We start from the raw sequence: 14278 nt of genomic DNA, 5'->3' as shown, positions 1-14278 counted from the left end.
AAAACAGGCGTTAATCTATAAAAGGCAGTATAAGCTGCCGGTCGTCTACTTTCTTTCCGCTCCTTCTCGTCAATAGTTGCCGGACGGTTTCAGGGCTGACCTCATTCACGGTCTGCGTCGGGAGTTCCCGGCAAGTAATAAAATAGCTAGCCTTTTTCATGACCACTCCTATTTTCTTCAACTGCTCTGAACCGAGATTAGCGTAACGCCGGGAAACGATTATGATCTTTGCCGATTTCACGCCAATTCCCGGAACCCGAAGAAGCATCTCGTAATCCGCTTTATTGATATCTACCGGGAAGACTTCCGGGTGCCGCAAGGCCCAAGCCAACTTCGGGTCCACGTCTAGATCCAGATCCGGATATGCGTCATTGACAATCTCGTCTACCTTGAATTGATAAAAACGCAACAGCCAATCCGCTTGATATAAACGATTCTCACGGACCAGCGGAGGCGTGGTAAGTGCCGGAAGACGGTTATCATACGCATTTACCGGAATGAATCCCGAATAGTAAACACGCTTCATCGTAGGCCGCTGATATAAGGCGGATGATAGACGAAGTATATCCTTGTCGGTATCCGCCGTAGCACCAACGATCATCTGCGTGCTTTGCCCGGCGGGAGCGAATCGCGGGGCATACCGGAAACGCTTGCGTTCCTCGACGCTTTGTAATACACCTTGTTGGATATAACGCATAGGGGCAAATACGCTTTTAAAATCCTTTTCCGGAGCTAGAGTCCGCAAGCTCGCCTCATTCGGGATCTCTATATTCACACTTAAACGATCGGCGTAAAGCCCAGCCTCATTTACCAATTCTTGGCTGGCTCCGGGGATACTCTTCATATGTATGTATCCATTGAAGTGATGCACGAGGCGCAAATCCTTGATGGCTCTCACCAACCGTTCCATCGTGTAATCCGGGTTTCGAACTACGCCGGAGCTTAAAAACAATCCTTCAATGTAATTACGCCGGTAAAACTCGATCGTGAGGTTCACCAACTCGGTAACGGAAAGCGTAGCTCTCGGTAAATCATTACTCCGGCGGTTGATGCAGTAGGCGCAATCGTACATACAATAATTCGTCAGCATGATCTTTAAAAGTGAGATACACCGTCCGTCCTCAGCGAAACTATGGCAAATACCCCATCCAGCGGCACTTCCTATAGACCCGCTCTTATGCGAACGGGAGGTTCCGCTGGAGGCGCAGGATACGTCATATTTTGCCGACTCGGCCAAGATTTTCAATTTCTCGAGCACTTTCTCGTCCATATTTTGCGGGATTGTTTCGTACAAAGATACGGATCTTGCGGGAATCCGCCTCCATCGCCGCACGTTTTTAAGAGCGATTTAAGCTTGAAGCGGCTCGCCCGGAAGATGAAGCCGAAAGTGTATGAGCATAGATTCCTGATGGGATAGCCCCGGATTGCAGCAATCTTGCTTCCCGCTACACCGATTGGGACAATATGGCGGCAATCCGGGGCCGCGCAAACCTGCTTGGAGGTTTTTCTCCGCGATCCGGGAACTTTCCGGACAGGAACAAGGAATATTTCACGAAAAATACCTACATTCACATCGTCTACAAGGAATTTTGCAGGTAAAACAAATATTATCAACCTAAAAAATATGAGTTATGAAAGAAATCGGTGAAATCTATTTGGGGCGCATGAACAACGGCGCACATTTCCTTTTTATGAGCAATATTTCCCAACGTGCCGAATCCGACGCAAAGGTGAAGGAGAAAGCCGCCACACTGGTTGCCAACTTGAGCAATGCCGTGAAACAGGAAGACGCAAATTTGAAAATTTCGCAGAAAAGCCTACTGACCGATGACATCGCCCGGGCAGATACCGAACGCGACTCGCTTTATGCAAGTTACAAAAAAGTGGCGCAAGGTTACCTAAACTTCCCCGCCGAGGATATCGCACAAGCCGCCAAGGTGCTCAACCAGCATATCAAGGATTACGCGATCGATCCCAAAATGCAACTCGACCGCGAGACAGGCTTACTGATAAATTTCATTGCCGACCTGGAAGAAAAATATCAAGCGGAAGTCGAAAAATTGGCATTGACCCCCTTTGTAACCAGCCTGAAGTCGGCAAACGAACGTGTCCGCACGCTGACCGCCAGCCGAACTGACGAACGGACAAGCATCACGGTAGGTGCGCTGAAGGCATCGCGCAAGGCATCGGACAACGCTTACCGCATGCTGGTGAAGATGGTCAACGCCTTAGCCTTGGTGGAGGGCGAGACCAATTACGCCGCATTTATCGACTATGTGAACACGGAGATCACGCATTACAAACGTGAGGTGCTGGGCCAGAAAGCCCCGTCAACGACATCCGGCGATGGTGAGGGCGAGGAAGAGCAACCCGCTCCGGACGGCAGCGATTCCGAGTCGCCCGATGAGATTTGATGTATGTCCAACGATTATATCAACCATATGAAGAAAGCGATTAACCATGGGGCCTTCTTGCTCCCTGCCCTTTTATTCTCTGCATGCGGAACCGGGCAAAAAGAAGTGGCAGAGAAGCCGCTCAATATCATCCATATCATGACGGATGATCATTCGTATCAGACTATTAGCGCTTATGGACATGCGCTGGGCAAATCGGCTCCAACGCCAAATTTAGATCGTTTGGCCGCAGAAGGAATGTTGTTCCGGCAAGCTTTCGTAGAGAATTCGCTGTCTACTCCTAGCCGTGCTTGTTTGATGACCGGCCTTTATAGCCATCAAAACGGGCAAAGACAGTTAGGAAAAGGTATTGATACGACAAAAGTATTCTTCTCTGAAATCTTGCAACAGCACGGTTATCAAACAGGTGTTGTCGGTAAATGGCATATGCAATGCGAGCCGAAAGGTTTTGACTATTATCATGTGTTATGGGATCAAGGAGATTATTATAATCCGGAGTTCAAAAGCAAAGAATCGAATGGCAAATATGTAAAAGAAGAGGGATATGCGACGACCCTTACGACCGATCACGCTATCGATTTTTTGGAACAGAGGGACAAGGATAAGCCTTTCTGCCTGCTGGTCCATCATAAGGCTCCCCACCGTAACTGGATGCCGGATACGAAATATATGGATTTATATGAGGATGTAGAGTTCCCATATCCAGATACTTTCAATGATAATTATGCCACTCGTTGCGATGCCGCGCGTACACAAGAGATGAGTATAGACAAAAATATGACTTTGGTTTATGACTTGAAGGTGGATGAGCTTAAAGATAAGGAGGCTTATAAAAAGGAATGGAATATTGGTGGTTGGGAGGCCTCTTTGGATCGTATGACCCCGGAACAACGGGAGGCTTGGATCGCTTCTTATAAGCCACGTAACGAAAAATTCATTAACGAGAACCTGAAAGGTGAGGATTTGGTCAAATGGAAATATCAACGTTATATCAAGGATTACGTACGTTGCATCAAATCGATTGACGATGAGGTAGGGCGTTTGATCGCCTATCTGGAAAAAGAAGGACTTATGGATAATACGGTGATCGTTTATACCTCGGATCAAGGTTTTTACATGGGTGAGCATGGCTGGTTCGACAAACGTTTCATGTATGAGGAATCTTTCCGTACGCCGTTGATTATCCGTTACCCTGCTAAAATCAAGGCGGGAAGTGAATGTACAGCCTTAGTACAGAACATCGACTATGCCCCGACTTATCTGGATATAGCCGGTATCGAGAAACCTGATTATATGGTAGGAACTTCTTTAGTTCCCTTGTTTGGAGGCGAGACACCAAAAGATTGGCGCGCGTATCTGTATTATCATTATTATGATTATCCTGCGATCCATATGGTACGCCGTCACGATGGCGTACGTGACAGTCGTTATAAATTGATCCATTTCTATGGAGAGAAGAATGAACATAATGACGCAATTAATTGTAATGAGCTTTACGATTTGCAAAGTGATCCGAATGAGTTGAATAATTTATACGATAATCCGGAATATGCCGATATCCAAACTCGCCTGCAAGCACGTTTGAATAAGTTCCGTGTAGACCAGAAAGTTGACGAATATTAAGGAGCGAACTCTGTAAAATCATTTATTTTGTGTAAGTTTGGCGGATAGAAAGAATCATTCACCTAAAATACGATTGTAAAATGAAACTCAATTTATCCGCCAGATTTTTAATGCTGGCCCTACTTTGCGGTTCTTGCGTATTGAACACGCCAAAGGAGGGGCTTGAATACCCTCTCTTATACACCTGCTTTTTCTCTACACTATAAACATAATTAATATAAGACATGAACAAAGAACTAGAAATGACTCCCAACGTATTAGTGGAGTTTTTGCAAAAGCCAGCGTCCGAGTTTACGAAAGAGGACATTATCCGTTATATCTATGAGAAAGATATCCAGATGGTTAATTTCATGTATCCTGCAGGCGACGGACGTTTGAAAACACTAAACTTCGTAATCAATAATGCCGCTTATCTGGATGCGATCTTGACTTGCGGTGAGCGTGTAGATGGCTCTAGTCTTTTCTCGTTTATCGAGGCGGGAAGTAGTGACCTGTATGTGGTGCCCCGTTTCCGTACGGCTTTCGAGGATCCATTCGCGGAATTACCTACGCTTACCATGCTTTGCTCATTCTTCAACAAGGATGGAAAACCCTTAGAAAGTTCCCCGGAATATACCTTGCATAAAGCTTGTAAGGCTTTTCATGAGGTGACGGGAATGGAATTTGAGGCAATGGGTGAATTAGAATATTACGTAATCGCACCGGATGAAGGCGTTTTCCCTGCTACCGACCAAAAAGGTTATCATGAATCCGCTCCTTACGCTAAGTTCAATGAGTTCCGGACGGAGTGCATGCACTGCATAGCGCAAGCCGGAGGACAAATTAAATATGGTCATTCGGAAGTTGGAAACTTTACGTTAAATGGTTTGATCTACGAGCAAAATGAGATCGAGTTCTTACCATGTCCTGCGGAAAATGCAGCGGATCAATTGATGATCGCAAAATGGGCGATCCGCAATCTAGCTCATGAATACGGTTATAACATCACCTTCGCTCCGAAAATCACGGTGGGGAAAGCCGGCTCCGGTCTGCATGTTCATATGCGTATCATGAAAGATGGCAAAAATCAGATGTTAGCGAATGGTACCTTATCCGAAACTGCCCGTAAGGCTATCGCTGGAATGATGTGTTTAGCTCCCTCTATTACGGCTTTCGGAAATACGAACCCCACCTCATATTTCCGCTTGGTTCCACACCAGGAAGCACCTACGAATATTTGTTGGGGAGACCGGAATCGTTCAGTTTTAGTTCGTGTTCCGCTAGGTTGGGCCGCAAAAACGGACATGTGTGCTTTAGCGAACCCATTGGAACCTGCCAGCCATTATGATACGAGCCAAAAGCAGACGGTCGAGATGCGCTCGCCGGATGGCTCCGCTGATTTATACCAATTATTGGCTGGATTGGCAGTTGCGTGCCGCCATGGTTTTGAAATCGATGATGCTTTGGAGATCGCTGAGAAGACTTATGTAAACGTGAATATTCATAAGGAAGAAAATCAAGATCGCCTAAAGGCATTGGATCAACTCCCTGACAGTTGTATAGCCTCAGCTGCTTGCCTAAAACAACAACGTGCTGTTTTTGAAAAATATAACGTTTTTAGTTCGAGTATGATAGACGGTATCATCCGCAAACTGGAATCTTATGATGACGTTTCTTTGCGCAAGGATCTGGAGAATAATCCGGAAGAGATGTTGAAACTAGTCAATACTTATTTCCACTGTGGCTGATAATTCTTTTTATGATTTCACATGAGGGGGTGTGCCAAGGCACATCTCCTTTTTTAATTTAATTAAAAATAGTCGTTGCTCTTTTTTTTGTCTATGCGACTATTTTTTCTCATATTTCACTTGCATATTCAAATTATTAAACTACTTTTGCACCCGCAATACGGAAGTAGCTCAGTCGGTAGAGCACTGGTCTCCAAAACCAGGTGTCGGGAGTTCGAGCCTCTCCTTCCGTGCGTGAGTGGCAACACAATGAATTTGTATTGCCGCTTTCTTATTATTCTTCCCCTCTTCCCATTGCGATAAAAAAGCGTAAATAAGACAACATTTTTCGTTAAAGAGACTATTTTTTCTTTCAATATATAAAGGAATATACTACTTTTATTGCCGATTTTAAATCTAATTGTGACTTAGTGTAAATAGTATACCATAGAAACATATGACAACTAACAAATTTTCAAACCGATACTCGTCTGAGAGGAAAAAGTATTTTTTCAAAAGTAAGGCGTTTATCCTGTTCCTCGGATTATTTTTGGGAGCAGGGATTATGGTCGCCCTTTATAAGACATCTGTATATTTCTCAACAGATGAATCTTGTATGATGTGCCACGTGCATCCTCACGTAGAAAACAGTTGGAAACTTTCCAAGCATGTAAATAATGGAAGTGGTGTTAAGACACATTGCGTAGCTTGTCACCTCCCACCTCAAACAAATACTTGGAAACATTATAGCGCAAAGGCTAAATTGGGTATGAAAGATGTTTGGTCATACTTGACTAAAGACAATGCGGATTTCAATTGGGAAACTAAGTCCGAGTTGGAACACGCCGTTAAATATATCCCCAATGAATCTTGTAAGGAGTGCCATCAGAACTTATTTCCCGAAGGAATTACCGATGATGGTGTAACAGCGCATTTATATTATGACGAGAATGAGAAAAAGCTAGATCTACAATGTATTAGTTGCCATTTGGATGCAGGACATTACAATCCGAACTACAATCACTCCAAGATGGTTGGCATACCGGGACAAAACACATCCGGGGCAACCTCGATAGATACAAGCCTGTTTTTTAAGGAACCAACTACGGTAACCTCTTTCACCGATTATGTAGAACAAATTCCCGGAACAATGGTCTCATTCAAGATGATTGCCATTCCCGGAGGTTCATTCAAAATGGGTAGTGAGGAAAAAGAAGCGTTTCATAAAGCAGATGAGTCGCCTGTACACAACGTAACCGTTAGTCCATTCTTCATGGCTGAGGTCGAGGTGACTTGGGATCAATACTGGGCTTTCTATGGGAATACGATGAGTGAAGGCCGTACCCCTCCAGAGACCGTGTACGCAAATAACAGTAATCCGAATGTCGATGCCATCTCCGGTCCGACGCCTCCGTTCGGTTTCCCGGATCAAGGCTGGGGTGGCGGAGATCGCCCGGCTATTACAATGACTCATTATGCGGCCGAGACTTTCTGCCAATGGTTATCCAAGAAAACAGGAAAGACTTATCGTTTACCGACCGAGGCGGAATGGGAATATGCGGCACGTGGCGGCACGGAAACACCTTATTTTTTTACGGGTAATCCAAAAGACTTCTCCGATCAAGGCTTCTGGCGTAAATTTTTCGACGCAAAGACTGATAGTATAGGTTCTTATGTGATTTATAGCAAGAACAGCAAAAATAAGACGCAAGAACCGGATTTGGTAAAAGCCAACCCTTTTGGGTTAAAGAATATGTTGGGTAATGTAATGGAATATTGTGCCGACAAGTATGATCCTGAAGCTTACGCTAAAAGCGGAAGTAGCGCCACAGATCCATTGGTTACTGAAGGTACAGAATGGGTAGTGAGAGGCGGTAATTACACTTCCGATGCGGCAGATCTTCGCTGCGCTTCCCGTGATTATACCAAACATGAAGCTTGGTTAAAAACCGATCCGCAACAGCCGAAGAGTATCTGGTGGTACTCCGATATCAGAGGAATCGGTTTCCGTGTTGTATGTGAACCTAATAAATAGTGTCTAAAAAAATAATATCATGAAAAAAGAGAACAGCATTAGCAGAAGATCATTTCTGAAAAGTTCAGCCCTAGCGGGTGCGCTTGGAGCAATTGGAACAGGTAGTACAGTTGGTGTATTAACTTCTTGTGGTGGAGGTGAAAGCGCAAACGCAACAAAGCCTTTGAAAGAGCCTGGTACTTATTACGTACCCGAATTACCAGATCTGGCAACTGATGGAAAAGAACTAAAAGCAGGTGTAATCGGTTGTGGCGGACGTGGTTCCGGAGCTGCTTTTAACTTCTTGAACGCTGCGAACGGCGTTACGATCGTGGCTTTAGGCGATACGTTCCAAGAACGTGTTGACGATTTGGCAAAGAAATTAAAAGACGAGAAAGGTATTGATGTACCAGCTGACAAACGTTTCGTTGGCTTAGATGCGTACAAGCAAGTGATCGATAGCGGCGTAGATGTAGTGATCGTCGCCACTCCTCCCGTATTCCGTCCAGTTCATTTCCAATACGCCACAGAAAAGGGCAAACATTCCTTCTTAGAGAAACCTATCTGTGTTGATCCGGTTGGTTACCGTACCATTATGGCTACCGCAAAACAAGCTGCGGCAAAGAACTTATGTGTCGTAACTGGTACTCAACGCCATCACCAACGTAGTTATGTTGAGTCTTACAAGAAGATCATGGAAGGATTGATCGGTGAGATCACGGGCGGTACGGTTTACTGGAACCAAAATATGCTTTGGTATCGCGACCGTCAACCGGGATGGAACGATTGCGAATATATGATCAAGGACTGGGTAAACTGGAAATGGCTTTCCGGCGACCATATCGTAGAGCAACACGTACATAATATAGATGTATTCACTTGGTTCAGCGGCTTAAAACCAGTCAAGGCTGTAGGTTTCGGTTCTCGCCACCGTCGTATCACTGGCGACCAATATGATAACTTCAGCGTTGATTTCACAATGGAAAATGGTATCCATATGCATAGTATGTGCCGCCAGATAGATGGTTGTGCAAATAATGTAAGCGAATTCATCCAAGGAACCAAGGGATCATGGAGCAGTGACACGATGGAGATCAAGGATTTGGCAGGAAACGTTATCTGGAAATATGATAGCGAGGCCGAAAAAGCGAACTTCAAGCAAACTGACCCGTATACATTAGAACATGTAAACTGGATCAACTGCATCCGTGGCGGTAAGCAAATCGAGCAAGCTTCTGAGACTGCTATCTCCAATATGGCCGCAATCATGGGTCGTGAGTCCGCTTACACGGGTGCCGAGACCACTTGGGATGCCATGACTGCCTCTGCATTGGATTACACTCCGAAAGATTTGAACTTAGGAAAGATGGATATGAGCGGCTTCGTCGTTCCTGTTCCGGGCAAACTAATCGACAAGAAATAATCCGGACTGTTTATGACATTAAATAGAAGAAACTTTTTAAGAACCTCCTTATCCGGTGCTGCTTTAGCGGTAGGAAGTACGGCCTTGGCCTCCTGCTCTTCCAAGCCGGCAAACACTGCCAAAGGAGAAAAAGGGAGCGACAAGCCCGGCAAGGACCTTGAATTAAAGCTTTCTTTCCAAGAGGGAATCGCCCCGGGTGAAAGTTTGAACGAGAAACTTGATTTTATGGAGAAGTTGGGCGTTGTAGGTTTTGAGCCGGGTGGCGGAGGATTAGCCAGCCGGGTAAACGAGATCAAGCAGGCCTTAAACGGACGTAATATCAAAGTGAGTGCCATTTGCGCCGGCTTCAAAGGCTTTATTCTTTCTACCGATCCAGCCATCCGCAAGGAATGCATGGATACGATGAAAGAGATCATCGCCGCAGCCGGTGAATTAGGTTCTACGGGCGTGATTATCGTTCCTGCCTTTAATGGTCAAGTCCCCGCCTTGCCTCATACGATGGAGACACGGGATTTTCTTTGCGAGCAATTCAACGAGATGGGAACTTTCGCCGCCCAGCATGGGACTAGCGTCATCTTTGAACCTTTGAACCGAAAAGAGTGTTTTTATCTACGTCAAGTAGCCGACGCCGCCTCTTTATGCCGGGATATCAATAATCCGGGTGTACGTTGCATGGGCGACTTCTGGCATATGACATGGGAAGAGACCTCTGATATGGGAGCCTTTATCTCCGGTGGAGAGTATCTCCAACACGTACACGTGGCCAGCCGCAAACGTCGCAGCATGCCGGGTGAGGATGGAGATGCCGATAACTATATCAATGGTTTCAAGGGATTGAAAATGATTGGTTATAACAACTACGTAAGCTTCGAGTGCGGATGTCAGGGAGACCGTAACGTGGTAGTCCCCGCCGCCGTCAAGTTATTACGTGAACAATGGGAACAAGCTTGATAAGATGCCTTTAGTATACCCAAATATGCAATTGAGTGAGGTGGTGGAAGAACACCCCTCACTCATTCCCGTTATCAACCGGTTTGGGATTCGCTTAGGGCTTGGAGACAAATCGGTGAAGATGCTCTGTGAAGAACATTCGCTGGATACGGACTTCTTATTGACGGTAATCAATACCTTTCTCAACGAGGAGTATTTTCCAGAGAAAAAGTTACAAACTTTCCATACATCACAGATCATCGATTACCTGACAAAAACGAACCAATACTATTTACGTTATCAGCTTCCCAATATAGAACGCCATCTAGGTTCCTTCATCTTGATGAGTACGCCCGGCAATCCTACTCTTGGATTGATAGGACGCTTCTTCTCCTCGTTCAAGGAAGAACTTATCGCACGCATTGAGAAAGATGATGAGACTTGGTTTCCCTACTGCATGTCGTTAAGTAAAAAGCTGGGAAAAGAACCAGCGGGAACGATCGATGGATTGCAAATCACCTCCGAGCAACGTATGGAAGATACCATCGAAGCCCTTTTAGCCGACTTAAAAAGTATCATGGTCAAGCATCTTTCGGGAGATTATGACGAGAATTTATGTTATGCCGTCCTCTTCTCCATCTGTAGTCTGGAGAAAGATATCAAGCAACACAACCGGATCCGGTATCGAATCCTTACCCCCATGGTCTCGGCCATGGAAAAATTATGTATCTAACGATCTGAAATGTATCGAAACAAACAAATAGCGATCATACTGTCTGATACCCTAAGAAGTATCGGGCTGCAAAGTTTGCTGACCGACTACTTCCCCCCGGTAGAGGTTTGCTATTTTCCAAATTTCGAGATGCTTTCCTCCACAGGAAGCGACACCTACGATTACTATTTCACCGATTCAGATACCCTTGTGCTCAACGCGGATTTCTTCCTCCCGAGAAGAAACAAGACCGCCCTCCTCATCGACAGCACCGAAGAACACGGGGCACTCTCGTCTACGAACCGTATCACGTTACGTTCCTCCCAAGAGACCATTATCGAGCAATTGCAACAATTATTTACGAGCGACAGTTCCAACAGCACCACTACCGAAAACAACAAGGATCTATCCAGCCGTGAGGTAGACGTACTTCAACTGATCGTAAAAGGCATCACGAATAAAGAGATCGCCGATAAGCTGAACATCAGCTTGAACACCGTCCTTACCCATCGTAAGAACATCACCGCCAAGCTAGGCATCAAGACCGTATCCGGCCTCACCTTCTACGCCATCATGAACGGGATCATCTCCGGCGACGATATCGAACTATAGCGAAACGAACAAACCGGCTTTCAAAATCACTACATCTAGTGATTGACCATCTAGTTTCTTTACCGTTTCTTTGCGATTGAAAAAATATACTAACAAAAGAAATTCGATGAAGAGACACTACTTAGGTATCATCGCCCTAGGTGCGTTGGGGCTGCAAAATGTATACGCCGAGAATATCAAGGCAAACGAGAACGACACGATAAAAACCTACAACATGGGTGAGGTAATCGTGACCTCATCTACGAAAGAGACAAATAACCTCCGTACGTTACCCGGTTCCGTATCGATCCTTTCGCCACAAATGATCTCCGGCAGACAGATCGACGCACTAAAGGATATAAGTTCTTTCGTCCCGAACCTATACATGCCGGATTATGGGGCAAAACTAACCTCGGCCATCTATATCCGCGGTATCGGAGCGAGAAGTAGTGGACAATCCGTGGGCTTATACGTAGACAACGTGCCTTATCTGGATAAAAGCACCTTCGATTTCGAGCTGACCGATATCCAACGCATCGAGGTATTACGAGGGCCGCAAGGAACCTTGTATGGTCGTAACGCTATGGGGGGCATCGTAAATATCTATACCATCTCCCCGTTCGATTACCAAGGAAAGAAACTCTCCCTATCGGCCGGAAGCTACGGGCAATATAAAGTCAAGGCCTCCCATTATGCTAAGTTGAGCGAGACCATCGGATTCACCGCCGCCGCTTACTATGACCATAGCGACGGCTTCTACACCAATGCCTACGATGGGAAAAAGATCGATAAGGAAGACAATGTAGGCGGCCGATTCAAGTTAGAAGGTCGCTTCAATCCGAACTTCCGTGCCTCCTACTCCCTTTCCGTAGATTATACGGATCAAGGAGCGTTTCCATATGGTATGTTCATCGGAACCGGAAATACCGATCACAAGTATGTAAATCCTATCAATATCAACGATCCCAGCTCTTATAAACGGACGGTCATCGCCAATAATCTGTCCCTCGAATACCGGAATGAGCACGTGATACTGAGCAGCATCACCGGTCATCAATATTTCAAGGATGACATGAAGATGGATCAAGACTTCTCCCCTCTCTCGATCTTCACCCTCAACCAAAAGCAAAAGCAAAACGCTTTCAGCGAGGAATTGGCGATCAAGAGCAACACGAGAAATAATTACCAATGGTCCTTCGGACTCTACGGTTTCTACGATGATCTACATACAGACGGCCCGGTCGATTTCAAGGAAGACGGGATCAAGACCGTCCTCCAGCCCGTATTCGATCAATTGAAGAAAGATCACCCTAAAATGCCATATCTAAAAATACTGGACGATCATCTTTATATTCCGGGTTCTTTCGACACCCCTTCTTACGGCCTTGCATTGTATCACCAATCCACTTATAACAACCTGTTCACGGAAGGCCTGTCAATTACCGCCGGTATCCGCTTGGATTACGAGAAGCAAAAGATGGATTACAATTCTGAGGCTAAGATGAGAATGGGTTTCGGCTTCGTAGAAAACGGACCGGTTATCGACATCGAGAAACTTTTCCCGATCCCAACCACCGTGATGGACGCCAGTGTCTCCCAAGACTTCTGGCAAGTACTTCCGAAAGTCTCTTTAAAGTACGAATGCTCGTCAAACACGTTCACCTATGTGTCGGTAGCGAAAGGTTATAAGACCGGGGGCTACAACGTACAAATGTCGGCAGACGTGATGCAAAGCCAGATGCAATACGATATGATGAACGCTTTCAAGGACATGATGCCGATCGAGGTCAAAGAACCCACCCCCATCGAGGAAGTAGCCTCCTACAAACCGGAAAAAAGCTGGAACTACGAGATCGGTATCCGTAGCGAGTTACTATTCCAACGCCTAAGCGCAGAATTAACAGGTTTCTATATGGACATTCAAGACGTGCAACTGACCAAATTCGTAAATAGCGGCAACGGCCGTATCCTCACCAACGCAGGGAAAGCCAAAAGCTACGGTATTGAGGCCTCCTTGCGTGCCCGCATCATCGATGGGCTAACCGCCGACGTTAATTACGGTTTCACACATGCTACATTCCGGGATTACAACAATGGGAAAGAGGATTTCAAGAACAACTTCATCCCATATACCCCACGTCATACCTTCAACGTAGGACTGCAATACACCCGCCTGTTCCGTAACGAATGGATAGACCAATTCTCCTCCTCCGCCCAATTCAGCGGTGTCGGAAAGATCTTCTGGACCGAGCGAAACGACATCTACCAGAAATTCTACGGAACGGTGAACGCAAAGGTAGGCGTACGCAAAGGTATCGTCAACGTAAACCTATGGAGCCGTAATATAACGAACACCCATTACTCGGCATTCTATTTCGAGTCGTTCGGGAATCCGTTTATCCAACTGGGTAAACCCTTCCAAATCGGTGCGGAGGTGGCGATCGCCTTCTAAGCGCAAGCGTTCGATAGAAATAAAAAAAGGGAGAGCCGGTTCTTACACCAACTCTCCCACCTCTTTCAAATTACGAACACCTACGGATATAATAACCAGACCGTATAATCCGTGGGTCACGTCCTCCCACCGTAATGGTTAATTATTTTATTTGGAAATAATATCAACAAAATTAGAGATCACATACTCTACGTCCTCATCCGTAAGACTGGTATGCAAAGGAAGAGTAATCTCGTTATGGTATTGGTTGTAAGCATTCGGATAATCTACGATATCAAAACCTAAATTTTTATAGGCCGTCATCATCGGTAAAGGTTTATAATGTACGTTACAAGCGATCCCACATTCAGCCATCCGCTCTATCACAGCATTTCGATATTCCACATCCTCACCAAGCAAACGTACAAGATACA

11 protein-coding genes and 1 tRNA gene are annotated in these 14278 nt (G+C 45.6%); 10 read left to right on the top strand and 2 right to left on the bottom strand.

Annotated elements, in window-relative coordinates:
* Positions 1-10 precede the first annotated feature (10 nt).
* On the bottom strand, positions 11-1270 hold the full coding sequence (locus E5342_RS06380; protein ID WP_121736389.1) for a putative DNA modification/repair radical SAM protein: 1260 nt from the start codon (positions 1268-1270) through the stop codon (positions 11-13).
* Positions 1271-1631: 361 nt separating this feature from the next.
* Between E5342_RS06380 and E5342_RS06375 the strand changes: the two genes are divergently transcribed.
* The 10 genes from E5342_RS06375 to E5342_RS06330 all read left to right on the top strand — a co-directional run bounded on the left by E5342_RS06375 (position 1632) and on the right by E5342_RS06330 (position 13865).
* Positions 1632-2414 carry a DUF6261 family protein gene (locus E5342_RS06375; protein ID WP_210434962.1) on the top strand — a complete coding sequence of 261 codons (783 nt, stop codon included), beginning with the start codon at positions 1632-1634 and terminating at the stop codon, positions 2412-2414.
* A gap of 27 nt (positions 2415-2441) precedes the next feature.
* Positions 2442-4037 (top strand): sulfatase family protein, encoded by a 1596-nt coding sequence (locus E5342_RS06370; RefSeq protein ID WP_135959071.1) that lies wholly within the window; start codon positions 2442-2444, stop codon positions 4035-4037.
* A 224-nt stretch (positions 4038-4261) separates the two neighbouring features.
* Positions 4262-5764, top strand: a complete 1503-nt coding sequence (locus E5342_RS06365) for a glutamine synthetase family protein (protein ID WP_135959070.1) — start codon at positions 4262-4264, stop codon at positions 5762-5764.
* Positions 5765-5924: 160 nt separating this feature from the next.
* A tRNA-Trp gene (locus E5342_RS06360) sits at positions 5925-5997 on the top strand.
* Positions 5998-6200: 203 nt separating this feature from the next.
* The gene (locus E5342_RS06355; RefSeq protein WP_135959069.1) at positions 6201-7778 is read left to right on the top strand and encodes an SUMF1/EgtB/PvdO family nonheme iron enzyme; all 1578 of its coding nucleotides are present in this window, start codon (positions 6201-6203) and stop codon (positions 7776-7778) included.
* A 19-nt stretch (positions 7779-7797) separates the two neighbouring features.
* A complete protein-coding gene (locus E5342_RS06350; protein ID WP_135959068.1) occupies positions 7798-9180 on the top strand; it encodes a Gfo/Idh/MocA family oxidoreductase in 1383 nt (460 codons plus the stop codon).
* Positions 9181-9192: 12 nt separating this feature from the next.
* Positions 9193-10131 carry a sugar phosphate isomerase/epimerase family protein gene (locus E5342_RS06345; RefSeq protein ID WP_022193172.1) on the top strand — a complete coding sequence of 313 codons (939 nt, stop codon included), beginning with the start codon at positions 9193-9195 and terminating at the stop codon, positions 10129-10131.
* 25 nt (positions 10132-10156) lie between these two features.
* Positions 10157-10843: a helix-turn-helix transcriptional regulator gene (locus tag E5342_RS06340; protein WP_121736437.1), complete on the top strand. Its 687-nt coding sequence runs from the start codon at positions 10157-10159 to the stop codon at positions 10841-10843.
* A gap of 9 nt (positions 10844-10852) precedes the next feature.
* Complete coding sequence (locus E5342_RS06335) at positions 10853-11434, top strand: response regulator transcription factor (RefSeq protein WP_135959067.1); 582 nt, start codon at positions 10853-10855, stop codon at positions 11432-11434.
* A 106-nt stretch (positions 11435-11540) separates the two neighbouring features.
* Positions 11541-13865: a TonB-dependent receptor gene (locus E5342_RS06330; protein ID WP_135959066.1), complete on the top strand. Its 2325-nt coding sequence runs from the start codon at positions 11541-11543 to the stop codon at positions 13863-13865.
* Positions 13866-14012: 147 nt separating this feature from the next.
* On the opposite strand, the gene E5342_RS06325 is transcribed toward E5342_RS06330, so the two are convergent.
* The coding region (locus tag E5342_RS06325) for a DegT/DnrJ/EryC1/StrS family aminotransferase (RefSeq protein WP_210434961.1) at positions 14013-14278 on the bottom strand (266 nt) is incomplete at its 5' end.

This window comes from Parabacteroides distasonis, assembly GCF_004793765.1.
GTDB classification, from domain to species: domain Bacteria; phylum Bacteroidota; class Bacteroidia; order Bacteroidales; family Tannerellaceae; genus Parabacteroides; species Parabacteroides distasonis_A.
This window is presented reverse-complemented; position numbering and strand designations above follow the sequence as displayed.

Coding starts and splice junctions, on each gene's coding strand:
- E5342_RS06380 (WP_121736389.1), bottom strand. CDS start 1,270: ATGGACGAGAAAGTGCTCGAGAAATTGAAAATCTTGGCCGAGTCGGCA.
- E5342_RS06375 (WP_210434962.1), top strand. CDS start 1,632: ATGAAAGAAATCGGTGAAATCTATTTGGGGCGCATGAACAACGGCGCA.
- E5342_RS06370 (WP_135959071.1), top strand. CDS start 2,442: ATGAAGAAAGCGATTAACCATGGGGCCTTCTTGCTCCCTGCCCTTTTA.
- E5342_RS06365 (WP_135959070.1), top strand. CDS start 4,262: ATGAACAAAGAACTAGAAATGACTCCCAACGTATTAGTGGAGTTTTTG.
- E5342_RS06355 (WP_135959069.1), top strand. CDS start 6,201: ATGACAACTAACAAATTTTCAAACCGATACTCGTCTGAGAGGAAAAAG.
- E5342_RS06350 (WP_135959068.1), top strand. CDS start 7,798: ATGAAAAAAGAGAACAGCATTAGCAGAAGATCATTTCTGAAAAGTTCA.
- E5342_RS06345 (WP_022193172.1), top strand. CDS start 9,193: ATGACATTAAATAGAAGAAACTTTTTAAGAACCTCCTTATCCGGTGCT.
- E5342_RS06340 (WP_121736437.1), top strand. CDS start 10,157: ATGCAATTGAGTGAGGTGGTGGAAGAACACCCCTCACTCATTCCCGTT.
- E5342_RS06335 (WP_135959067.1), top strand. CDS start 10,853: ATGTATCGAAACAAACAAATAGCGATCATACTGTCTGATACCCTAAGA.
- E5342_RS06330 (WP_135959066.1), top strand. CDS start 11,541: ATGAAGAGACACTACTTAGGTATCATCGCCCTAGGTGCGTTGGGGCTG.